The following is a 23089-nucleotide window of genomic DNA, read 5'->3' as shown; positions in this document are numbered from 1 at the left end:
TTCATTCAAGGGAAGAAGAGTTTACTTTTTTGACAGGTAATTGTCGTGCTCGACGGTTTAATCAACGGCATATTTAACGGCATCAGCATTGGGGCAGTGCTCCTGATTGTTGCCCTGGGTCTGGCCATTGTGTTTGGTCTCATGGGTGTAATTAATCTGGCCCATGGAGAGCTAATGATGCTAGGGGCTTACACCACCTATGTGGTCCAGAACAGCTTTAAGTCCTTAGGGGACGGGGCTCAAGACTTCTACATTTGGTTAGCTTTACCCCTCTCTTTTATCGTGGCAGCCCTGGTGGGGCTCTTGTTAGAACGCAGCGTCATTCGATTGCTCTATGGGCGACCATTGGAAACGCTCTTGGCCACCTGGGGTGTCAGCCTCATTTTGCAGCAGTTTGTGCGCAGTGTTAGTTGGGCTATGGCCTTTGGCATTCTGGCTATTTGTGTACTGCTTTTTGGTGGGCGGGCTGTTTTGAACAAGTTTGCTAACTTGGGGCCGCGTCAAAAGCTGGCTAACTTTGTTGTTTTAGTACTTTCTGCCGCCATTGGCATCACGTTTGGGCGTTCTCTCAATGGTAATCCCACCATGTCCAAACCTTGGTTTAGTGCTCGTAACGTAGATGTAACGGCTCCCAAGTGGCTCCAGGATAGTATTAGTGTTACGGATACGCTTTCATTTCCAGCTGCACGTATTTTTATCATTGCACTGACAATTATTTGCCTGCTGGGTACATTCTGGTTTCTCAATAAATCTGCCTGGGGTTTGCGGATTCGAGCGGTGACCCAAAACCGTGACATGAGTGCCTGTTTGGGAATTCCTACAAAGCGAGTGGATGCCCTTACCTTTGCCTTAGGGTCCGGACTGGCTGGCATTGCCGGTTGCGCTGTTACACTGCTGGGCTCTGTAGGGCCGAACCTAGGCAGCAACTATATTGTTGACGCCTTTATGGTGGTGGTCGTTGGCGGGGTTGGTAAGCTCATCGGCAGCATTGTCGCTGCTCTGTTAATTGGCATCATTACCTACATCGTTGGTTCCGGCACTTTGGTACTGATGCTGCCCTCTAGCGAGTCTTTACAGCCTCTGATTGATACGGCGACATTCTTTGCCACAACGAGTATGGCCAAGGTCTTAGTATTTGCTCTGATTATTGCCTTTCTGCAGATTAAGCCAGCGGGCTTATTCCCACAAAAAGGCCGCTCGGTGGAGGTGTAACGATGGTAACGACAAAACCCGTAGGCAAAAAGCGCAGACGTGCCCTCGAAGCAAGTATTGTTATTGGTCTGGCCTTTGCCCTTATCTTTGTTGCGCCGTTAGTACTGTCTGGTTTCCGTTTAGGGTTACTAGGGCGGTTTTTAGCGTTAGCGATTGTGGCCCTGGGGGTTGACCTGATTTGGGGCTACACCGGGTTGCTGAGTCTTGGCCAGGGGATTTTCTTTGCCCTGGGAGGTTATGCATTTGCGATGCATTTGCAGCTCAATCTGGCTGGCGATGGTCTGCCAGAATTTTTTGGCTTGTATGGTGTGTCAGAGCTACCCTGGTTCTGGCAGCCGTTCTATTCATTGCCAGTCACCCTTATTGCCATGGTGGCCTTACCTGGTTTAGTGGCTGGTTTATTGGGGTATCTGGTCTTTCGTAACCGGATTCGAGGCGTCTATTTCTCGATTTTGACCCAGGCCATGCTGGTGGTGTTTTTTAACTTCTTTAATGGTCAACAAAAGCTAATCAATGGTACAAACGGTCTCACTACCGATACCACGGTTCTGTTTGGTCAGCAGGTGGGTAGCGATCGCATGCAGTTTGCCTTCTATGTTGCCACCGTTATTGTCCTTGCCCTTACCTATGGTCTTTGCCGCTGGCTGACCCGTGGTCGCTTTGGTCGTCTACTCATTGCCATTCGCGATGATGAGAACCGCCTCAGATTTTCAGGGTATAACCCTGCCATGTTTAAGGTCCTGGTATTCGCCGTGGCAGGTGGTATTGCTGGAGCAGCGGGTGCTTTGTATACCGTTCAATCTAGCGGTATCACGCCACAGTACATGAGCGTTGCCTTCTCAATTGAAATGGTGATTTGGGTGGCTGTGGGTGGTCGTGCCACCCTCGGCGGTGCGATTTTGGGTGCCTTGGTGGTTAACTGGGCCCAAGCTCTTCTGAGTGAACAATTTCCAGAGGTGTGGCTATTCTTTCAAGGAGCCCTGTTCTTGCTAGTGGTGACGGTGCTACCTAAGGGAATCGTTGGTTGGGTCCGTGATGATGCCGTCCGCCAGATTCGTGATTTGTTTGGCCTACAACCTCAGCTCAGCACCTATCCAGATCTGGAGCTAGATCCCGATGTCAAACGCGAACAGCGCGAATTAGCCGGTAAATAACCACCAAAAGCCTTGGTTGGGTTGAGCCTAAGATCTAGCTCTTTTATTGATTGCTACGCCAACACCGCTCAATCCAACATCCCTCCATCCCACTTTCTCCAATCTCTGCAAGCGACCATCATTGCAACCCCGATCATGGCCAACCCAATCCTCGAAATCGATAACCTCACCGTCAGCTTCGACGGCTTCAAAGCTCTCAATAAGCTCACCTTCTCCATGAACGAAGGCGAGCTGCGAGTCATCATTGGCCCCAACGGCGCAGGTAAAACCACATTCCTAGATGTCATCACTGGCAAAGTCCAACCCACCCACGGCAAGGTCCGATTCAAAGGCAAAAAGCTCAGCGGTCGTTCAGAACATAACATTGCCCGTCTAGGCATAGGCCGCAAGTTCCAAACCCCACGCATCTACCTTAATCTGACCCCGCGCGAAAATCTGGAGCTATGCTGCAACCAGGATAAGAACGTATTATCTACTCTGTTTAAGCCCACACCCACAGCAGAACGCCGTACCGTGGGTGGGTTGCTGGAAACTATCGGCCTTGACCATAAGGCCGACAAGCCCGCTGCGCTCCTCTCCCATGGCGAAAAACAGTGGCTGGAGATTGGCATGCTAGTGGCCCAGTCCCCAGATTTACTCCTGGTGGATGAACCGGTTGCCGGACTTACTGACGAAGAAACTGAACGCACAGGTGAACTGTTGATTGCCTTAGCCGAAAGCCATTCTGTAATCGTGATTGAGCACGACATGGAATTTGTGCGTCAGATTGCCCGTCAGGTAACGGTGCTGCACGAAGGTTCTGTGCTCTGTGAAGGCACGATGGATGAGGTACAAAATGATCCTCGGGTGATTGAAGTATATTTAGGTACCGAGACGTCCATTACACCAGACCAGATGTTGTTGTTACGTATCGCTGCAACTATGGCCTGGGCCGATGGCAACTTTGAACCCATAGAACAAGAGATTATTCTTGATCGCCTGAGTCGTCAGTTTGCCTATGAACCAGAGGAACAAGTTGCACTGAAAACAGAGTTAAAAGATTTGTTAGCGAAGAGAATTCCTTTACAAGAGTTGGTTCCTCAGCTGAAAACACCTGACCAGCGCGAACAGGCACTGATGCTGAGCTATGACGTCATTAAGGCTAACCAAATTAACCAGGCAGAAGCATCGGCATATCAGCAACTGTTACACCTGTTAGCGCTGCCTGAAGAAACCGTAAATCGTTTGGAAAACGCTGCTCTAGAACAATTTGAAAACGCTAATTAGGTACCCAACTGCACTTTTTCGAAACTTCGATCTAGACAGTCTTTATTCCTCTTACTTCCCTTAAACAATCCTCATCCATGACAGAGACAGCCTACCCGCCTACCCATAAAGTCACCTCCACGGCTCCAATGCTGAAGATTTCCAGCCTTAACTTCTATTACGGTGAGAGCCATATTTTACGGGATGTCGATCTCACGGTACCCAGGGGCCAAATGGTGTGTTTGATTGGACGTAATGGAGTAGGTAAGACGACCTTATTGAAAAATATTATTGGGCTGTTGTCGCCTCGTGGTGGTGCGATCGCATATGACGGACAAAATATTCATACTTTGACTGCCGATAACCGAGCCCGCATCGGCATTGGCTACGTCCCCCAAGGACGAGAGATCATTCCCCGCTTAACGGTCAAAGAGAATCTTCTTATTGGTTTAGAAGCGCTAGGAAAGCGTGCCCCCAAGGCTAAAAAAGAAATTCCCGACCTCATCTTTGAACTTTTCCCCGTCTTGAAAACAATGTTGTCACGGATGGGCGGAGATCTAAGTGGTGGACAACAACAACAACTATCCATCGCCCGTGCACTTATGGGGCAACCTCAGTTATTACTCTTAGACGAGCCAACCGAAGGTATCCAACCCTCAATTATTCTAGACATTGAAAATGCGGTACGACGGATTATTGAAACTACGGGTATTTCCGTTCTGTTAGTAGAACAGCACTTACATTTCGTCCGTCAAGCCGACTATTACTATGCCATGCAGAAAGGTGGTATTGTTGCATCGGGGTCAACGGATCAACTCAGTAATGATGTGATTCAAGAGTTCTTAGCGGTTTAATTCTCAGCGGTTTAACATAGTCTCTGTGGGCATACTGCTAGTACGCTCATTCATAGTCATTAGTCTCGGCTTTTCTAATGAAGAGGCGATGTTTTGCGATGTTTACATTATTTTACCTATGCATAGACAGGTAATTAAAGATATGTTGCGTAATGCCATTGTCCGTTAATTTTAGAAACTAGGGTTGAAACAACACGTCCGATTGTCTGGCATATCCACTTAGCCGTGTATAGCCGTATAACCTCTTTTAGACGTGTATTAAAAGGTATCTGAGCATTGGCAGATACACGGCACAGAAGAATCAACAACAATCAGTGAAATGCGTTTGTTGTCACGTACAAGATGCTTTTACTGCTTCTGGCTGTGGATTTTTACAGGAAACACTCACCATGTTAAAACGCTACATAAGAAAGTTCGTTCCAGTCAGCATTAGAACGTTTATTTCAAAAATCGAAAGCTTTTTACTATTTGATATTTATGCCTACCGCATTTTGGGTCCATTCCTCAGCAAAACGTTAAACCAGCGGCAACAGCCATCAAAATATCTTTTTGTTATGGCCCCCGCACGATCTGGTTCTACATTATTAGGCCACATACTCTACAGTCATCCGGAAGTGGCAGGTTATGGTGAAAGCCATGTGGGGTATTCATCAGAGACGGATCTGCGCCAGTTAACTTGGAGAACAGCTGCAGTTCTGGACAACTTTGATCCAATGGAACATACCTACATTGTGGATAAGATTGTTCGAAACTATCCGATTGCGGACAACATTCTGCAAAATAAACAGATTAAGTTTATATTTCTTCTGCGAGATCCCGCAGCCACTTACACAAGTACAGTGAAATCCTTTTCAGGACAAGAGTCCCCAGAAGGTGTCGATAAATGGCTTAATTATTACCGAAGGCGGCTAGAGTGCTTTGAAAGGCTAGTGATGCAAATTAATGACCCCAGTCGCTGCCTAACACTGAAATACAAGGATTTACTAGCTGATACCGACGCTACGTTGGCTGCCTTTCAGAAATTTCTTGGGACGAGTTCTCCATTTTCCGATAGCTATACGGTGGCGAAACACACGTCTCGTCTAAAGTATGGAGATAACTCCAAAGCAATTCAAGCCGGCAAGATTCTGCGTAAAAAGTTTCATAAACTGACGTTAAATGATGCTGTCTTTGCTCCAGAAAAGCAACAAGCTGCTTACGATTTTTACGCAAATTGTCTATCAACGTTAAGACAATACACCCAAGTTTGTGGTTCGATTTCCCCCCAGCCAGTTCAAGAAGTGAGTGTGCCACCCACAAAGGTTAACGTAACCTAGAATACCTACCCGTTTGTTAAAAACACTGATATACTTCCAAACAATTCACTTTGATGGTCGCAAAAGCCTAGGCGGGCTGTACGTTACAGCCGTAGTGCTTTAGTTGGCTCTATCGAGGAGCTAAGCTGCACCTCAATGTGGTTTAGCCTACACACTGAATTGTTGCATTTAAGGAAAACACAGTTATGGTTAGTAATCAGGCTCGCTCCCGTGCAGTGAATTCTGCCGGTAGTTTTATGAACGATTTTCGTGAGTTTTTGCTGCGTGGTAACGTTGTCGATTTAGCCGTGGCAGTTGTTATTGGTGGTGCTTTTGGTGCTGTCATCACCTCTTTTATTGAGGACATCATCACTCCTCTGTTATTGAGCCCTGCACTCAATAAGGCTGGCGTTGCCGATATTGCAGAGCTATCTGCCAATGGCGTCAAGTATGGTCTGTTCCTGTCGACCGTGATTAACTTTGTTGTAATTGCCTTTATTTTGTTCGTACTAATTCGTACATTTGAGCGTATGAAGCGTACTGAAGAAGTGGATGCTGGTCCTTCCACTGATGAAAAGCTAAACGATACGTTGGGTCGCCTCACTGGTTTCTTAGAGCAGCGGATGTAAACGTTGAGGCCTATTGACTGAATGGGTTTCATTTTGAATCAATGATTTCAGCAGTGAGTCGAGCACATTATTGCCTCGACTCGCTGTTTTTATGTATCACTTACACCACCAGGCGATATTATATTCATCTCAATTGGTAACTACTGTAGAAATATCAATATCGTTTAATTTCATGTATAGGAACTGCTAACTGTGGCTTCACCGACTGCAACACTTCTGATTTCTTGCCCCGATCAGCAAGGGCTTGTGGCTAAAATTGCAAACTTCATCTACGCCAATGGGGGCAATGTTGTCCATGCTGATCAACATCGCGATGAGCCATCAGAACTTTTTTTGTCACGCATTGAATGGCAACTGGATGGATTTAATCTAAAACGTGATCTGATTGGAGCAGCCTTTGATTCCATTGCTAAACCTTTAGAGGCAACATGGCAGCTCCACTTCTCTGATGAAGTCCCTCGCGTTGCCCTCTGGGTGAGTAAGCAGAATCACTGTTTGTTAGACTTGCTTTGGCGATATCAAGCGGGAGAGATAGCAGCAGAGATTCCGCTGATTATCAGCAATCATGAAACATTACGGTCCATTGCTGAGCAGTTTAATATCGCTTTTTACCATATTCCAATTACTAAGGCGACTAAAGCTGAGCAAGAAGCAAAGCAGCTGGCATTGCTAAAAGAGCATTCCATTGATTTGGTCGTTCTGGCCAAGTACATGCAAATTCTGAGCCCTGATTTTATCGAGCAGTTTCCCAGGGTGATTAATATTCATCATTCGTTTTTACCCGCCTTTGTGGGGGCCAATCCCTATCATCGCGCCTATGATCGAGGCGTCAAAATCATTGGCGCGACGGGTCACTATGTCACCTCAGATTTAGATGCAGGGCCGATTATTGAGCAGGATGTGGTGCATGTTAGCCATCGCGACCAGGTCAGTGATTTAATTCGTAAAGGTAAGGATTTAGAACGGGTGGTCCTAGCCCGTGCTGTGCGACTACATTTGCAAAACCGCGTACTGGTGTATGGCAATCGCACAGTGGTGTTTGCCTAACCGTTATCGCCTACAAATTAATCACATTTGTTCAATCACATCTGTTCAAGTGGAGATTAGGCTAACGCCTAAATTATTGCTCAGTTCTTGAGCCAACCACTGGGATTCTCTTGTGGTTAAGCCTAAGGTCTTGCATTTAAGGTTATAAGAACGATGATTCGTGTGAATTTCAAGGATGTTTTTAGTTGTCTCTAGCCTTAAATGCAAGATATCTTCTCGCTGAGTCTGAAACAGAACTTTGCGCGATCGCATCAACAGTATAGTTTCTCGATAAATGATGAGATTGTCATCACTGAGACATATATGTAACTGACTCAGCAAACGATTCCTGGAGGGGGTAGGTAGTAGGACTATGCCTGTAAACCCTGCAATAGAGCTAACAACGACGGTGTTAAAAAACCAGAGAAAGCCTCCAAAAAGCCCCCCAAAAAAACCTATAGATGAAAGAACAATCCATACAGCCACTGTTCCGACATAAGAAGAGATACTAAAGATGACTCCAAGAATCAGTAGATCTAACCATGAACCCACTTGTTTCCTTCGAAAACCATAGGGACGAATAACAGTATCTACGGTGCTGTCCCGCTGATTCACTAAAATGCGATTTTGATCAAAAGGGCGTTCAGATAAAGCGCTTAAAGTACCCTTTTCTAAAACCGTCTGTAAGCCAGTTAGGGCCTCTGTGGCTGAGGCAGGTCGCTGGCTGACATCAGGGTGTATCAACCAGCGCAACCACTGGCGTATGGGAGAACTGATATGTCTGGCTTTGCTCTCAAACTGGATGCGCATATTGTTTTGGGGTAAATCCGCAGGATGGCATCCCGTCATCAGAAAAATTAATGTAGCTCCCAAACTGTATAAATCTGAAGCCGGTGTGGCCCGTCCACCAAACTGCTCGGGTGGCATATAGCCATAGGTGCCCACAATGGTTAACGTGCCAGATGGATTTAGAAACGGGACCTGGACAGAGCCAAAATCTACCAAATAGAGCTGCCCCTGACTATGGCCAGTACGATCACTGAGCAGAATATTACTGGGTTTCAGGTCACGGTGAATAATTGGCGGCATTTGACTATGGAGGTATTGCAAAATAGTCAATAGCCGCTGGGCAATGTCGATGACATCTGCCTCACTAAAACTCCGTCCTGTTTGCAGGTGCTCTTGTAGTGATTGTCCATGGACGTAGCTTTGCACTAGCGCATATCCCTTGGCGGATGGCAAATCTATCTCAAAATAGTCTAGATATCCAGGGATACCAGCATGATTAAGCGATTTGAGAACTTCCCCTTCTCGCTCAAACAAACGTAAATTAGCCCATTCAAAATCGTTACCGAATGTAATGACTTTAATGACGACAGGACATTGCGCTTGGGTATCATCAGCCAGTAACGTTCTACGTCCAACAGCTTTACCCAGCTCTTTGCGAATTTCATAGCGATTATTCAAGCACTTTCCTAGCCAAGCTGGTGGAGATGCCTCTGCCATCCTCTTTATCTCTAACTAACTAATTGAGTAAGTCTTCTAAGCGAAATCTAGCAATTTTTCCGATTTCCAAAATCGCCTGCTGTTTTTCTCTGACCGTCGTATGGTTCAAACGTTTGGCAAATGCAATTAATATCGCCGCCTTGGTCTGACCTTTGACTGCCATGATAAAGGGAAAGCCAAATTTTGTTTGGTAGGTGGCATTCAATTGCTGAAACCGTCCATATTCAGCTGGGCTCAGGCGGTCAAGTCCCACACTGGTTTGTTCTTGCACAGAGGCAGGGGCCATTTGCACCCGACTGCCTAAGTCAGGATGGGCTCTAATCAGCGTTAACTGATCGGCTTCAGGCATCTGTTCCACCAGAGTTACCATGGCCTGGTGGAGACTAGCCAAATCCAGAAACGGACGATGATGCCAGGTCTGGGCTGCAATGCTGGGTGTGTCCTCAAACACGCTGCCAAAAACTTGAACAAACGCCAGCTGAGTCATGTGGTTAATCTCAATGATGCTATATCCCATCGCTAACTGCCTCGATAGGTGCTGTAGGACCAAGGAGAGCAGAGTAGCGGGACATGGTAGTGGGCTGTGGCATCGGCAATCCCAAACCGAATTGGTACGTTGTCCAGAAAAAGAGGGTCTGGTAGCTCTCCGGATTGTTGTTTGAAGTAGTCACCAACCGCAAATCGTAGTTCGTAGACGCCAATAGTGAATTCATTGTCCATTAGCAAAGGGGCATCGGTGCGACCATCGGCATTGGTGGTTACCGTTTTGAGCAGGTGCTCTGCTTTGAGTAGACCTTCTACCCACCAGAGTTCGATGGTCAGGCCTACAGCAGGGCAGCCTTGGGCTGTATCGAGAACATGGGTTGTAAGTTTGCCTGCCATGGTGATTTGCAGTCTAGTGAAACGGTCTAGTGAAATGGTCTAGTGAAACGGGCCTTTTTGGATGATTTTTGCGATCGCACCCATAATCCTACCGCCATCTTCCTGGGCCAACTCCTCGTACCACTGCTCAGTCTTTGCCGCGACGTTGCCATGAATCATATCCGCCCGCTCCCGCGCTTTAAGGATAATCTCAGCTGTCCGATCTTTCCTCTCAGTTTCATAGCGTTTCAGGGCATCTACCACACCGATATTGGTCGTTACCAAGTGGGTTGTTAAAGCCCAAGCATCTTCGATCGCCTGACAGCCCCCTTGCCCCAGGTCAGGGGACGTACTGTGGGCCGCATCTCCCAATAACGCCACACGCCCTTTTACCAGCTGTGGCAGCGGATCCACATCATGAATGGGAATGCGATTGGTCTTTTCTGGATTCAAATGCTGGATTAATGTTTGAACGGGTGCCGCCCAACCGTCGAAGTGATCGTTTAATTCCGCTCGCATATCAGCTTGGGGTTGAGCATCTTTGGGTAAGGGCACATCCAAGAAAAAGTAAAACCGATTATCACCCACAGGCATCATGGAGGCCCGCTGACCGTTACCCACATAAATCACCCAGCTATGGCTCGGAGCCAGCTCAGGGGCGATAGGTATCAGACCGTTCCAATTGACATAGCCTGCATAGCGCCGCTCTATGGTTTTCCCCACCACATAGTTGCGAAGAACAGAATGGGTGCCATCGGCGGCAACGACAAGATCCCCCGTTGCCCGTCGTCCATCCGCAAAAATAGCTGTAGCGTCTGTATCCGATTGTTCTATGCCGACACATTGAGAATTAAGCTGAACATTCTCTACACCAAAGGCTGATAACAACATCTGTTGCAAGTCTGTGCGGGCAACAGGATAGGGGCACTGACCAACCGCTTCTACCAGCGGTGTCAGGCTAAAATTGGTCAGAGTCTGTCCAGCTTGGGTGAAATACGCCATGCGCTGCATAGAACCACCGATATGGGCAATTTCAGCCCCTAAACCCAGTCGATTTAGCACTTTAATGCCATTGGACCAAAGGGAAATGCCTGCTCCTGCCGGTCGTAGTTGCCGAACGCGGTCATAGATCTCCACGTCGTAGCCTACCTGGCGCAGTGAGATCCCAGCCGTCAATCCCCCCATGCCTGCACCAACAACAATCACCTTTAGGTTGTTCATGCTGAACTATCCTTATCGCTACGCACAACTTGAAATTTAACCTCCATGGTATAGTTTACGCGCAGCGAACATATACACCCCAAAATCATCCATAAATAGTCAATCTAGGAGATTTTCTAATGCAGAAGGAACAGCTTTTGACTCAAACAATGGCGTTTCTCTTATGTACAACCCCGGAAACTACACTAGGTAAACTATTGGGATTATGTTTAGCATCCAAAGTGGATGCTAAACACTCAGGCAAAAGCCCGTTAGAGTTTGCTGAAGAGCTACTACAATATCCTGAAACAATCTCCACCTGGATTTCAGATGTCGTTGATAGCGATGATCGCTACAGTGTAGAAGAAATGGTTGCACTTTCAGAAATAAATCTAAAGGATCCCGAAAAATTCATGAAGGAGTTGTTGAAAGAGATGACAACCTTAGATACCCAGGGGTTATAGACTTTAGAGCCGATGGGGTAGCCTATTCGACAAGGGCAGATCCAGAGTAAACTATCGTTAACTCCACATTAAAGACGCCAAGAAGGATGCAAAGACATCCCTCTCCCATCCCACCTCGTTACCCCATCTGTTTGACTCTATTTCTCCGAAATAACATTGATGGTGACGCTAGCAAAACTGTCACGAATACAGACCAAATTTCACGCTGTTACTGTTACAGAATATTGTCACTTAAATCCACTGCTAACACTCTGGAAAATCAGCATAGTCAACGCTCATGCAACTGTGGGGATGTGTACTGAAAACCGAATAATTATTGCTTGTTAAGATCCTAGTCAATTACCGAAAGGCTGTGTCAAGATCGATACGAGATACACAAAAGGCTGCTTAAAACAGCTGGGTTCTGAGAAAAATCCAACACATTGAGTGTGTCAATTTCAATGACCCCCAGTTTCTCCGAAGGCTGAATTGTTTAGACCTATTAAGGAGATTGCTTATGTTAGTGCGAAATGCGTTATTGGCTCTAGCTTTACCCATTTTTGTGGCGTTTCCAGGCCATGCAGCATCCGAAGAAGATCTGCAACGTTTGGTCATGACGGGTATCTGCCCTGACTGCGATCTCTCAGGGGCTGATTTGCAGTCCTCCCACCTAATTGGAGCAGATCTGCGAGGGGCTAATTTACAGGGGGTCAATTTGTCAGACAGCAATCTTGAAGGAGCTGACCTAACTGGGGCAAATCTGAAGGGCGCAAACCTGAGTAACGCCTTTCTAACCAATGCTGTTTTTGAGTCAGCAACGTTAGATGGCGCGAACCTATCTGGCTCAGCCCTCTACTTTACCGATGTCACTAATGCATCGCTGGAGAACATTGATATTGCGGATGCCGAAGTGGTGGGCACCCCCATCAGCATTGGTGGCCCCTATGAAGATTATGAAGAAGACGTTATGGGCAAGTAGCGCTGGCGTTGCGCGTACTAAGCAGCAGGGCAAGTCGCCCTGCTATTTTTTAGCCTAAACCGGCATGATTGAGCGCTGACAAGCCGGGCATACAGCGTGAATCAGAAGTTGACAATCCAGCAAGTGATAGCCTGATTTATCAGCCATTTTGGCTCCAGCTTTGAGTACGGAGTCATTTTTAAACTCAATAGTTTTATTACACCGCACACAGATCAGGTGATGGTGGTGATGGGGAGAGGGCTGGTTGATTTCGTAGCGCTTCTGCCCTTCCGCTAGCTCTAGTTCGCGTAAAATGCCCATGCGGGACATAAGCTTAAGGTTGCGATAAATAGTGGAAAGGCTAATGGGCTCACCCTCATCTTTGAGTAGCTCACACAGCTCCTCTGCGCTAAGGTGTTGCCCCTTATCAATATTTTGGAATGTATTTAGAATAGTTTCCCGCTGTGGAGTCATGCGCCATCCCCGTTCGTGAAGCTCAGCTTTCATTGCTGCGGGAGTGTAGGAGACCATAATCGTTCCTCTGGAGGATGTCATTAATAAGAGCTTAATGAGAATATAGCGAACTCTCAAGTTATTTGCAATAGTTTTACTCTATTGCAAATAATATCTAAAAGTTTATAAAAGAATAATTGAGGCTGTAATGGCCTCCGGATAGCGATAATACTTGCTAACTCGTTGAATATCAGTGGGTTAGTAGCGAAACTTCCGTCAACTTATGTTTACCTCTGCGCAAGGAATTTTTTGAGCTACAAACCGTCCAAGGATGTTCTTAATTATCAAGTAGGTCAGTTTTCCCCTAATATGATTATTTAGGAACTTTTCGCATTAACTGCTGGCTATGTCCTACAAACCTGTTTTCTTATGCATGGCACTCATGTCATTTGCGATCGCAAGCTGTGGTAATCAGGCGCAAGAGACGTCTGGGTCTGATACCCCTGCATCTGAGGCTGCGGCTGCCGTCGTCAATGTCTACTCCGCGCGTCATTATGAAGTGGATGATGAGTTGTTTGACAGCTTTACCGAGCAGACAGGGATTGAGGTCAATGTGGTCGAAGGTAAGTCGGATGAGCTAATTGAGCGGATTACGGTAGAGGGTGATGCCAGCCCGGCTGATGTATTTATCACCGTAGATGCAGGGCGACTATGGCGCGCTGAGCAGGCAGGGATTTTTCAGCCAATATCCTCCGCTGTATTAGATGAAAAAGTCCCTGAGAATTTACGCCATCCCGATGGACTGTGGTACGGCCTCACAAAACGGGCGCGGGTCCTAATCTACAACGTGGATACAGTAGATGCAGCTGAGCTGTCAACCTATGAGGCGTTAGCGGAGCCTGCATGGAATGGACGGGTGTGTGTGCGCAGTTCTAGCAATATTTACAATCAGTCCCTGGTGGGATCATTAATTGAAACCATTGGCCCAGAGGAAACGGAGGCTTGGGCCCAGGGCTTGGTGAATAATTTTGCCCGGGACCCCGATGGTGGAGATGTTAATCAGATCAAGGCGGTGGCAGCGGGCCAATGTGATGTGGCTATTGCTAATCATTATTATTGGGCACGACTGGCTAAGTCCGATGAGCCTGAGAGCCAGGATGTGATCGCGAAGACCGCTGTCTTTTTCCCAAATCAAGACGATCGGGGCACCCATGTGAATATTAGCGGCGTAGGTGTCGTGACAGGGGCTGAAAATAAGGAGAATGCGATCGCATTCCTGGAGTTTCTTGTGGGTTCTGAAGCACAGGAAGTCTTTGCCAGCAGCAATAATGAATATCCAGTTGTCGAAGGGATCACCATGGACCCTATCGTGGCAGAACTGGGCGAGTTCAAGGTAGATGAAGTCAATGTCTCTGCCTATGGTCGTAACAACCCCGAAGTTGTCAAAATAGTTGACCGAGCTGGTTGGCAGTAGGCCTCGGCTTAGTGAGTCAACATGGGATGACGGGCGGTGAGTCATGGGATATCAATGCCTTGCATGGGATGTTCACCGCCTTATCACGTTAGATCAGGGATGAAATCCCGTTAAACTGCCTGGCTAGATTTGGCCTATATCTCAACGCTGCTGCACAATGCTGTTTCAAATTCCTGATGTGCTCTCTGGGGATGAGTTAACCCAGCTCCACACAGCCTTAGCCAAGGCTGAATTTGTGGATGGCAAAGTCACAGCTGGCTGGTATGCCAAACAAGTAAAACACAACCAACAGCTCAAGCCTGGTGTCGGGCAACCACTAGAAGCAACGGTTAAGGCAGCCTTAACCCGTCATCCTTTATTTCAAGTCGCGGTTCGGCCCAAACATGTTCACAGTTTGCGATTTAGTCGCTACAGCCCTGGTATGTCCTATGGTACCCATGCAGACAATGCCATGATGGGGGGGTACCGTTCAGATGTGTCCTTTACGCTGTTTCTGAGTGACCCCACTGATTACACAGGGGGAGAATTAGTCATCGAAGGAGCTGACGACGAGCAGCACTATAAGCTGTCAGCGGGCCATGCAATTGTCTATCCTTCGTCCACACTGCACCGGGTAAATGAAGTGACCCAGGGGCAGCGTTTGGTGGTGGTGGGTTGGGCACAAAGCCTGGTACGCGCCCCTGATGAGCGTGAGCTCCTGTTTGATATTGATACGGTGCGGCGATCAATTTTTGCCCAACATGGAAAGACAGCAGAGTTTGATCTGCTATCTAAAAGCGTGTCAAACCTGCTCAGACGTTGGGCAGAGTAATTTACCTGCTTACCAGGACTTTCCGCACATAGCTTCTGATTGCCGAGTAATATCCCAAAAGCCCTTCAGGTATAAATTGATAATATTTGAGCCAGCGTTCGTTGATCCGATTGCCCTGTTTACTGGTGGCTTTGGTAATTTCAACTCCTGCCTCAGGCAGTTCAATTTCAGAAAATTCAATGACCTGATGCAGGATGCCATCAAAATCTTCGACTAAACTCTCGTAGACCACTTCCAAAAAGGGCAAATCATTGCGTTGAAAAAACGACCGCCATTTCTGATTGCGTCCTGCAAGACCTTGTTTGTAGCGATAGATATTGAGGGGTTTAAAGAAGAGTTTGTGCGTTTTATTAGCGCGTTCCTTGTCGGTACCTTCGCTTCGCACAACATACACCCCCGTTTGCTTACCAATTTCCATAGAAATGGCCTGCTTAATGAGGTTCTGACGGCGAATAAAAATAAATCTAGGGTTTGGGAAAAGTGTAGAAAGGATTTCAATATCTGACCCTGTCTGCAAGGCTGGATCTGTGCGGACAATTTTGATCAAATTGATCATATGGTCCCAATGTAACTTGACGCCAAATACCTGGTTTGGCGTTTTTCCCTGAGCATACACGTTGGCTAAGTGTGGATATAACGTACTGACATGCGAATGCACACCATTTGCAGTCAATACATCGGGCCTAAAAAATTCCCTGGGCTTACCTGCATAGCCAATATCCCCCAAAGTAAGCCCCAGAAGAGTACTCCCAGATCTACCTGTAGAACATATAACGATACTTTTAGTTGGCAATAACTCTGGCGCTATGGAATCCTTAAACGACATGGGAACCAGCCATCAGTGTTCCTACCAATAGTCAAGAGCTCCCAAGTAACATGATTTACTCTTCAACTCTTACCTAAATGACCAAATGTCTTGGTAGCAAATCTATGGTTTGCTACCAAGCTCGGTCTCCAAAGAGTACTATCAAAGCAATTAATAGGCATCCTGTAGCTCGTAGAAGTCTGGGGAAATGTAGTCTTTGCGCATGGGCCAACCCACCCAGTCCTCAGGCATAAGCAATCGCTTTAGATTGGGATGTCCCTCATAGATAATGCCGTACATGTCATAGCTTTCACGCTCTTGCCAGTCAGCCGCTTTCCAGATCCAATAAACCGAAGGAATCTTGGGATTATCCCGTGGAACGTAGACCTTAATGCGTACTTCCTCAGGGGCATCAGCATTATCACTAACCTTCAGAAGGTGGTAAAAACTAACTAAAGGTTTACCAGGACCTGCATCGTAAGCGCCCTGACACTGAAGATAGTTAAAGCCATAGGCATAGAGTGCCGTGCAAAAGGGAATCAAAAAGGCAGAATCAACTTTAAGCAATTCCACACCTAAATGATCACGCTCCATGATTTCATGGGCAAACCCCTGTTGCGTTAGCCAGCTTGATACAGGACCAGCTTCAGCCAGCACACCTGCGGCTTCAGCGGCAGGCTTAATTTCTTCATCAGCCATTAGTCTGCTTCTCCTCACCTAATTTTTCCGACTCAGCAACGTTCATAGGCATGCCCATGGACTGCATTAGCTCCTTAGAGGGAGCCTCACGACTGTCAGAACGAAGATATTTGCCAGTAAGAATGGGTTCAACCGCTTCCATCTTGTGGGAACGGGTATAGTAGCGATGGGTCTGCTCCAGGATGCCCCGCTCACGCATGGACTCATTTGCCACTTTCTTACGCAATTTGACTACGGCATCAAAAATGGCTTCAGGTCGAGGTGGGCAACCAGGGATATAAACATCCACGGGAATCAGCTTGTCCACACCGCGCACGGCTGAGGGAGAATCAACACTGAACATACCGCCAGTAATAGTGCATGCACCCATGGCGATTACGTACTTTGGCTCAGGCATTTGCTCATAGAGCCGCACCAACGCCGGAGCCATTTTCATGGTGACAGTACCAGCGGTGATCAGCAGATCTGCCTGACGCGGGCTGGAACGAGGGGCCAAGCCAAAGCGGTCAAAGTCAAATCGAGAACCTAAAAGGGCGGCAAACTCAATAAAACAGCAGGCTGTGCCATAGAGCAGCGGAAATAAGCTGGACAAACGTGTCCAGTTATAAATGTCATCCACAGTGGTGAGAATGACATTTTCCGATAAATCCTGAGTCACAGTTGGCGGGGCTGCCGGATTCATAACCCGCTCATTGTCACTGATTAAGGAACTCTCTGCGGGAGACTTTATGACCATTCCAATGCTCCTTTACGCCACGCGTAAACCAGACCAATAAGTAAGATAGCGATAAAAATCAGAGCTTCCACAAATGCCAATACACCTAGCTTGTGGAAGGCGACTGCCCAGGGATATAGAAAAACGGTTTCTACATCAAAAATGACAAAGACCAGGGCAAACATGTAGTAACGAATGTTGAACTGAATCCAGGCCCCACCGATGGGTTCCATACCTGATTCATAGGTGGTGCGTCGAGCCGCACCCGTACCTCTGGCTCCGAGAAGCTTAGCTGCCCCCAGGGCCAAAACTGGCACCAGGCTGCAAATAATTAAAAAGAGTAAGAAGTATTCGTATCCAGTTAGTACAAACACGCGCGCTTTATGGTTTTCTCGTAGAGGGCTAACTGCCCCCAATAAGCTTACTTCTATTCTAGACAGCTGTGTAGGTTAATCCCATCGTGATAAAGAGATCCGACGATAAAAAAATCGAGACATTTCTATAGGACGTTTCTATAGATAGGTGCATGATGATGGCCCTGATACCTATACATGACAGGAGACGCAACTCAGTGTGTAATAATTGTTTACATGACGCTATCGGACCCCCCCATGAGTACTGAGCCTGATGCTAATCCAATAGTGGATGCGCCCGAGACTGATGTGCCTGAGACTGAAGAACCGTCTGCACCACTGACACCTTACGAGTTAGACCGCTACGAATGTCGTCCTTGTGGCTATGTTTATGAGCCTGTGAAGGGGGATGGTAAAGCGGATATTCCGCCTGGAGTGCCCTTTGATGAACTGCCTATCAAGTGGCGCTGTCCGGTGTGCGGTGCCCGCCCCAAGATGTTTGCCAATATTGGCCCTGCAGGTAAACCGTCAGGATTTAGTGAAAATCTGGGATATGGATTGGGGGTAAACACGCTGACACCTGGGCAGAAAAATATTTTGATTTTCGGAGCTTTGGCCGTAGCGTTCATGTTCTTTATGAGTTTGTACGGCCTTAAATAAGCTTTGAAAAACAGGCTTGTTCAGCCAGGGCGCTGAGTCTGATTTTCATCCCTGAATTTGTTTATTTGTCTTGATTTCGTAGAAATGCAAACGGTTTTAACAGACTTTTTCAATGAGCGATTGGCCATCGGGCTGAAGCGACTAATGCTGGTTGCGATCGCAGTTCTTAGCGTCGGCTGTACCAAGTTCTTCCTGCCAGCTTTGGAAGGTAATCCCTGGCAAACGATTGCCCTGGAAACCGACGCCACATTCTCCGATGTCGCGTTTACCGCAGATGCTAACCATGGTTGGCTGGTGGGTAGTCGGACTTCTTTGTTTGAAACAAATGACGGTGGCGAGACCTGGGGGCAAAGAACATTGGACCTGGGCGATCAGCGCTACACATTTACCTCTGTTAGCTTTGTCGGTGATGAAGGCTGGGTCTCAGGTTTGCCCAGCGTGTTATTGCATACAACCGATGGCGGTCAGTCCTGGGCCAACGTGCCATTGAGCAATCAGCTTCCTGGTAGCCCGTTGATGGTGACGGCCCTAGCCAAAGGAGCTGTGGAACTGGCGACGGATGTAGGTGCTATCTATCGTACTGAAGATAGCGGTCGTCACTGGTCTGCCCTCGTCCAAGCCGCAGTGGGTGTGGTTCGTAACATGGCTCGTAGTGAAGACGGACGTTACGTAGCCGTTTCGTCTCGAGGCAATTTCTATTCCACGTGGGAACCTGGCCAGGATAGCTGGCAGCCCCATAATCGTGAGAACTCTAAGCGCCTACAAAATATGGGCTTTACCAGTGACGGCGATCTTTGGTTGATTGCTCGAGGTGGCCAGATGCAATTTAGCCAGACCGATGAAGATCCGGATGCTGTTAAATACGAAAGCTGGAGCGAGCCTTTGCGACCTGAGATCGGTACTAGCTGGGGGTTCTTAGATGTTGGTTATCGTACCGATAATGAGCTATGGGTAAGTGGTGGTAGCGGTACCCTACTGATGAGTCCTGACGGCGGCGAAACCTGGCTTAAAGATGAGCCCGCTGGCGATGTTCCTTCCAATCTTTATAGGGTTAAGTTCTTTAATCAGGATCAGGGCTTTATTTTGGGACAGCGTGGTTATCTACTGCGATATTCCCCAGAAGCTATGGCTTAGGCCGTTTTGCTCGTTATGGGAGAAACATCAAGAGTGCGGAAACGTGAAGGAATCCTTAATCGTTGCTTGATAGGGATATGCCCTGTTCTCTATGATGTTACTAAACACTTTCCATCCATAGAGCTTTGGTTTTCAGATAGTGAAAACTTTGCGTTCTAGTTTGGATATTAGTCACGCCTATTCGCTGTTAAGAGGAGATTGTGCAATGGCAGGTAATACTGGAGAACGGCCTTTTTCAGACATCATTACAAGTATTCGCTACTGGATTATCCACAGCATCACCATCCCTGCACTATTTATTGCAGGCTGGTTGTTTGTATCCACTGGCCTTGCCTATGACGTTTTTGGCACCCCTCGTCCTAACGAGTACTTCCCCAACAATCAGGTTCAAGTACCGATTCTTGAGAACCGCTACGATGCGGATAATCAAATTACCCAATTTGGTAATTAGTCCCCTTTGTTGATTGTCAATTGAGATTGGAATCCCCTTATGACCAGCAGTAATCCTAACGAGCCCATCGTTTACCCAATTTTTACGGTACGTTGGCTTTCCGTTCATGCCCTTGGCATTCCCTCGGTCTTCTTCCTGGGTGCCATTGCTGCAATGCAATTTATTCAGCGATAGGAGATCACCGTGGATAGAATCCCGAATCCAAATAAACAGCCCGTTGAGTTAAACCGGACATCATTGTTCCTTGGTTTGCTTTTAGTCTTTGTGTTGGGCCTGTTGTTTTCCAGCTATTTCTTTAACTAAAAGGTAACGGGTGTAGGTGGCCAATACTATGGCTGTCTACGCTCATTTTTCATGAGAGTAGGCGATAACTAGGAGATAAATGCATGTTTAAGGATGGCCGAATTCCCCTTTGGATTGTGGCAACTGTTGCTGGCACTGGTGTGCTAGTGGTTGTTGGTTTGTTTTTCTATGGTGCCTATGCTGGCGTGGGTTCAGGTGTATAACCAACCTACTAGCGCTCACTAATGTTGTGAACTAATGTGCACAAAGCTATAAAAAATAGGCGTTGAAAAACCCCTCAGGCTATTCAGCCTGGGGGGTTTTTCTCATTCAATACTTTTGGTGGTCTTACCACAGATTACATGTGATTAGAAAGTTCCACAGATAGATCGACAACCTATGCCGATGTTTCTTCCTGCTCTACATAGAGGAACATCGCGATCATAAATGCAAATGCATGAATAGCAACGATGGGGACCATAACCTGAGGCAAAAGGGATGTATCCATATATCGAGTCTCCTATCTCTCAATAGTGAGCAAATGCTCTAAAGAATTAATCATTGTCACATCCAGAAGATTAGGGCTTTCCCAAGAGAAAACTCCACATTCTGACTGTACGGTGGGTCTAGGACCTAGCCCTTAATTTACTGCGATTTGATGCGGTATATGTCAATTGTTTAGAAAGTTTGCATGGAATGTGTACACATTTTTAGGGGTGTTCCATGGAACGCCCCTAAAAAATTCCATCAAATATCCCAACCATCAAATATGGATAGGGAGTCGTCCGGTGGCATAACTCGTCGATTTTGCACGACTTTGCGACTTTCTTGCAAAGTCGCCATGTCAATTGAGATGGCAGCCACCTGCAGCTCTAAACAACCATGGGGAATCTGCACCCGCATAAGGGTTTCCAATTCATTGGAGTCGTTGGGGATAAACTGCATCAGCAAACGCGGCGAATCAATCATTGTTCGCGTTTGTAAATCGTTCATCCACACTTTGACATAGGGTTGATAATCGCCAGCCGGTACACGCACTTTGATGGCCATCCATTCGCCAGCTATTAATTCTTGCTCTGGTACGTCCAAAATGGGCGGAAATACTTGGATCGGATCATCTACCTCTTGAGCCACCTTTCTTTGCTCAGGCCATGGAGAACGCTTCGGGGGGGCATACGCCACAAACTCATTTGTCTGTGTCTGTTGATTGCCCTTGTCCTCTAATGGTTGTTGCGCTTCAGAGGGGTGTAGCGCCTGCTTGACCTCCAGGGATTGACGATAACCCTCTTGAGTTAGCAAGTTAAGCTTTTTCCAGAACCGTTCCCGTAATTGCAGCTTTTGAAAAGCCTGATCAATGCTGTCAGTGGCTGGCTCCCACTGCGGCTCTTTGGACTCTTTGGAAGCAGAGTCTGGCTCAGGCAGACGGGTTGGGCGATTAACCACCACTGCTGCTGGAGCAACATCCTGCTTAAGAGCGGCATTGGCTACTTCCAGGTCTAAGTCATCGTCTTCAATGCTACTGAGCCCAAATACTCGGGGTTCGGCTACTCGGGGTTCGGCAAAGGGGAGTGGCTCGTCCATAGGAGGTTCTTCGACTTTTGTATCCTCCATAGCTGTTCCCAGTTCTATAGAACGCATCGCCTCAGGATCAGCATCGATGATTGGGTCCGTCGCAGGAGAGTCCTCTGACGGATTTTCTGCAATAGTGTCTGCGACTTCATCTGCCTGATCAGTCAATAGACTTTCTGTCTCAGCTTTGGTTGGAGAGCTGTCGGCGTTTACCTGAAAGGTGGGCAGTTCTGGTTGCCGGTCGGGATCCAGGTCTACATCACTGGGGGGCTTGATTTGGGGAGGTAGGGTCAAGCCTTCAGAAGGGATAATTTCCTTGGGAACTATAGGGGTATCGCTGGTAAGGAGTGCCTCTGATTTCTCTGGGGAGGGAACAAAGGCTTCCGTGGAGCCTGGAAAAATGGAGATTTCTTCTTCAAAATCGAGGTCTGGCTGATTTGCGATCGCATCCAGCATCTGCGCTAAACCGATGGTGACCGTAAAGGACGCCGACACCAACGCAGTTTTCTCCACCGAGCCATCTGGGCTCAGGAGCGAAATCGCCCCCAGAATAACCTGAGTAGATAGTTCCTCTGGCAACGCGATCGTGACCGAAAAGGGAGAGGGCAATGCTTTGGGTAAATCAAACGCCTTTTCAGTAACCGTACTGGCCGTTTGTGGATCCCGTAGCTCTACCCAAAGCTGCCCATTGGCTAAAGGACTCCCAGCCGTTTGAGATAGATGGCCAGTCAGGGTTAATGTTTGTCCCAACTCTGTTACATAGGCTTGTTGCTTTAGCTGCAACTGAACGTCAGGTGATTGAGCATCACCCAGTGCAATATCAGAGATACCAGCCGCTGGTTGCTCCGCACTGACCTCTGCATCAAGCGAGCGCCGATGGTCAACTGTAGCCTCCGACCAGTTAGGTTCCCAATCATCCTCATCTCGCGGCGTGACCTGTAATTGCACCGAATAATGCCATCCCCCCTCCCCCAGAAAGTCATCAATGACATTGGGACTGTTACACTCAATTTCCCAGCGGCCAGGACTCAGCTTGATAAACGGGAAAATAGCCAGCAATCCCGAGTCGTTTGTATTTGCTTTACGTTTACGAACACGACGGCGAGGAGGAATTTCATCTAGCAACAGTTGACTAACCCGAACTTCGACAGAAGTACTGTCATAGCTCGTATGGGCAGCCATGCGATAGCGACCTTCCAATATTTCTACCTGCCTTGTTTCCAGCGGTAGCCAGGTCTGATCACCTTCCTGCTGAATTAAAAACTCCCAATAACGCATACTTAAACACCTGTCAGAGACC

General features: G+C 47.4%; 27 protein-coding genes. 17 read left to right on the top strand and 10 right to left on the bottom strand.

Annotation, left to right across the window (positions count from 1 at the left end; translation table 11 throughout):
• Positions 1–45 precede the first annotated feature (45 nt).
• From QGP82_RS31975 to purU, 7 genes are all read left to right on the top strand, one after another.
• Positions 46–1212 carry an ABC transporter permease subunit gene (locus QGP82_RS31975; RefSeq protein WP_163669927.1) on the top strand — a complete coding sequence of 389 codons (1167 nt, stop codon included), beginning with the start codon at positions 46–48 and terminating at the stop codon, positions 1210–1212.
• Positions 1213–1214: 2 nt separating this feature from the next.
• Complete coding sequence (urtC, locus tag QGP82_RS31970) at positions 1215–2366, top strand: urea ABC transporter permease subunit UrtC (RefSeq protein WP_163669925.1); 1152 nt, start codon at positions 1215–1217, stop codon at positions 2364–2366.
• Between the two features lie 135 nt (positions 2367–2501).
• Positions 2502–3632 carry an urea ABC transporter ATP-binding protein UrtD gene (gene urtD / locus QGP82_RS31965; protein WP_163669923.1) on the top strand — a complete coding sequence of 377 codons (1131 nt, stop codon included), beginning with the start codon at positions 2502–2504 and terminating at the stop codon, positions 3630–3632.
• A gap of 77 nt (positions 3633–3709) precedes the next feature.
• On the top strand, positions 3710–4465 hold the full coding sequence (gene urtE / locus QGP82_RS31960) for an urea ABC transporter ATP-binding subunit UrtE (protein WP_006518599.1): 756 nt from the start codon (positions 3710–3712) through the stop codon (positions 4463–4465).
• Positions 4466–4854: 389 nt separating this feature from the next.
• Entirely contained in the window at positions 4855–5781 is a 927-nt protein-coding gene (locus QGP82_RS31955; protein ID WP_163669921.1) for a sulfotransferase family protein, read from the top strand.
• A gap of 185 nt (positions 5782–5966) precedes the next feature.
• Positions 5967–6389: a large conductance mechanosensitive channel protein MscL gene (mscL, locus tag QGP82_RS31950; RefSeq protein ID WP_163698134.1), complete on the top strand. Its 423-nt coding sequence runs from the start codon at positions 5967–5969 to the stop codon at positions 6387–6389.
• A gap of 192 nt (positions 6390–6581) precedes the next feature.
• Positions 6582–7436, top strand: coding sequence for a formyltetrahydrofolate deformylase (gene purU, locus QGP82_RS31945; RefSeq protein WP_163669917.1), 855 nt, complete (start codon positions 6582–6584; stop codon positions 7434–7436).
• A 45-nt stretch (positions 7437–7481) separates the two neighbouring features.
• Here the strand turns inward: purU and QGP82_RS31940 are convergent, their stop codons facing one another.
• The 4 genes from QGP82_RS31940 to hpxO are packed head-to-tail and all read right to left on the bottom strand — an operon-like array spanning position 7482 to position 11003.
• The gene (locus QGP82_RS31940; RefSeq protein WP_499062042.1) at positions 7482–8921 is read right to left on the bottom strand and encodes a serine/threonine protein kinase; all 1440 of its coding nucleotides are present in this window, start codon (positions 8919–8921) and stop codon (positions 7482–7484) included.
• 19 nt (positions 8922–8940) lie between these two features.
• Positions 8941–9438: a 2-oxo-4-hydroxy-4-carboxy-5-ureidoimidazoline decarboxylase gene (uraD, locus tag QGP82_RS31935; RefSeq protein WP_163703217.1), complete on the bottom strand. Its 498-nt coding sequence runs from the start codon at positions 9436–9438 to the stop codon at positions 8941–8943.
• A gap of 2 nt (positions 9439–9440) precedes the next feature.
• Positions 9441–9803, bottom strand: coding sequence for a hydroxyisourate hydrolase (gene uraH, locus QGP82_RS31930; RefSeq protein ID WP_163669911.1), 363 nt, complete (start codon positions 9801–9803; stop codon positions 9441–9443).
• 39 nt (positions 9804–9842) lie between these two features.
• A complete protein-coding gene (gene hpxO / locus QGP82_RS31925; RefSeq protein ID WP_499062041.1) occupies positions 9843–11003 on the bottom strand; it encodes an FAD-dependent urate hydroxylase HpxO in 1161 nt (386 codons plus the stop codon).
• 119 nt (positions 11004–11122) lie between these two features.
• Between hpxO and QGP82_RS31920 the strand changes: the two genes are divergently transcribed.
• A complete protein-coding gene (locus QGP82_RS31920) occupies positions 11123–11446 on the top strand; it encodes a hypothetical protein (RefSeq protein ID WP_499062040.1) in 324 nt (107 codons plus the stop codon).
• Positions 11447–11942: 496 nt separating this feature from the next.
• The gene (locus tag QGP82_RS31915; protein ID WP_163669893.1) at positions 11943–12404 is read left to right on the top strand and encodes a pentapeptide repeat-containing protein; all 462 of its coding nucleotides are present in this window, start codon (positions 11943–11945) and stop codon (positions 12402–12404) included.
• 54 nt (positions 12405–12458) lie between these two features.
• Here the strand turns inward: QGP82_RS31915 and QGP82_RS31910 are convergent, their stop codons facing one another.
• Positions 12459–12914 (bottom strand): Fur family transcriptional regulator, encoded by a 456-nt coding sequence (locus QGP82_RS31910; protein WP_006518590.1) that lies wholly within the window; start codon positions 12912–12914, stop codon positions 12459–12461.
• Positions 12915–13269: 355 nt separating this feature from the next.
• Here QGP82_RS31910 and QGP82_RS31905 point away from each other — a divergent pair, with 355 nt between their 5' ends.
• A complete protein-coding gene (locus QGP82_RS31905; RefSeq protein WP_499062038.1) occupies positions 13270–14310 on the top strand; it encodes a Fe(3+) ABC transporter substrate-binding protein in 1041 nt (346 codons plus the stop codon).
• A gap of 157 nt (positions 14311–14467) precedes the next feature.
• A complete protein-coding gene (locus tag QGP82_RS31900) occupies positions 14468–15121 on the top strand; it encodes a Fe2+-dependent dioxygenase (RefSeq protein ID WP_499062037.1) in 654 nt (217 codons plus the stop codon).
• Between the two features lies 1 nt (position 15122).
• Here the strand turns inward: QGP82_RS31900 and QGP82_RS31895 are convergent, their stop codons facing one another.
• From QGP82_RS31895 to ndhC, 4 genes are all read right to left on the bottom strand, one after another.
• Entirely contained in the window at positions 15123–15947 is an 825-nt protein-coding gene (locus QGP82_RS31895; RefSeq protein ID WP_499062036.1) for a Stf0 family sulfotransferase, read from the bottom strand.
• Positions 15948–16097: 150 nt separating this feature from the next.
• Positions 16098–16625, bottom strand: coding sequence for an NAD(P)H-quinone oxidoreductase subunit J (locus QGP82_RS31890; RefSeq protein ID WP_499062035.1), 528 nt, complete (start codon positions 16623–16625; stop codon positions 16098–16100).
• Positions 16618–17361, bottom strand: a complete 744-nt coding sequence (locus QGP82_RS31885) for an NADH dehydrogenase subunit K (RefSeq protein ID WP_250565162.1) — start codon at positions 17359–17361, stop codon at positions 16618–16620. Before QGP82_RS31885 ends, QGP82_RS31890 begins: the two co-directional genes overlap by 8 nt.
• Positions 17352–17714, bottom strand: a complete 363-nt coding sequence (gene ndhC / locus QGP82_RS31880; protein ID WP_036019082.1) for a photosynthetic/respiratory NAD(P)H-quinone oxidoreductase subunit C — start codon at positions 17712–17714, stop codon at positions 17352–17354. The genes QGP82_RS31885 and ndhC overlap by 10 nt, the downstream gene beginning before the upstream one ends.
• Before the next feature lie 237 nt (positions 17715–17951).
• Here ndhC and QGP82_RS31875 point away from each other — a divergent pair, with 237 nt between their 5' ends.
• The 6 genes from QGP82_RS31875 (at position 17952) to QGP82_RS31850 (ending at position 20444) form a co-directional block, all read left to right on the top strand.
• Entirely contained in the window at positions 17952–18353 is a 402-nt protein-coding gene (locus QGP82_RS31875) for a rubredoxin (RefSeq protein ID WP_250565161.1), read from the top strand.
• An 84-nt stretch (positions 18354–18437) separates the two neighbouring features.
• Positions 18438–19487: a photosynthesis system II assembly factor Ycf48 gene (locus QGP82_RS31870; RefSeq protein ID WP_499062034.1), complete on the top strand. Its 1050-nt coding sequence runs from the start codon at positions 18438–18440 to the stop codon at positions 19485–19487.
• Positions 19488–19692: 205 nt separating this feature from the next.
• Positions 19693–19938: a cytochrome b559 subunit alpha gene (gene psbE, locus QGP82_RS31865; RefSeq protein ID WP_006518581.1), complete on the top strand. Its 246-nt coding sequence runs from the start codon at positions 19693–19695 to the stop codon at positions 19936–19938.
• A 39-nt stretch (positions 19939–19977) separates the two neighbouring features.
• Positions 19978–20112 (top strand): cytochrome b559 subunit beta, encoded by a 135-nt coding sequence (gene psbF / locus QGP82_RS31860; RefSeq protein ID WP_006518580.1) that lies wholly within the window; start codon positions 19978–19980, stop codon positions 20110–20112.
• 9 nt (positions 20113–20121) lie between these two features.
• Positions 20122–20241, top strand: a complete 120-nt coding sequence (psbL, locus tag QGP82_RS31855) for a photosystem II reaction center protein PsbL (RefSeq protein ID WP_006518579.1) — start codon at positions 20122–20124, stop codon at positions 20239–20241.
• 83 nt (positions 20242–20324) lie between these two features.
• Positions 20325–20444: a photosystem II reaction center protein J gene (locus QGP82_RS31850; RefSeq protein ID WP_006518578.1), complete on the top strand. Its 120-nt coding sequence runs from the start codon at positions 20325–20327 to the stop codon at positions 20442–20444.
• 523 nt (positions 20445–20967) lie between these two features.
• On the opposite strand, the gene QGP82_RS31845 is transcribed toward QGP82_RS31850, so the two are convergent.
• A complete protein-coding gene (locus tag QGP82_RS31845) occupies positions 20968–23067 on the bottom strand; it encodes a hypothetical protein (protein WP_499062033.1) in 2100 nt (699 codons plus the stop codon).
• Between the last annotated feature and the right edge of the window lie 22 nt (positions 23068–23089).

It is taken from the genome of Leptothoe sp. LEGE 181152 (genome assembly GCF_032906605.1).
GTDB lineage: Bacteria > Cyanobacteriota > Cyanobacteriia > Phormidesmidales > Phormidesmidaceae > Leptothoe > Leptothoe turfae.
This window is presented reverse-complemented; position numbering and strand designations above follow the sequence as displayed.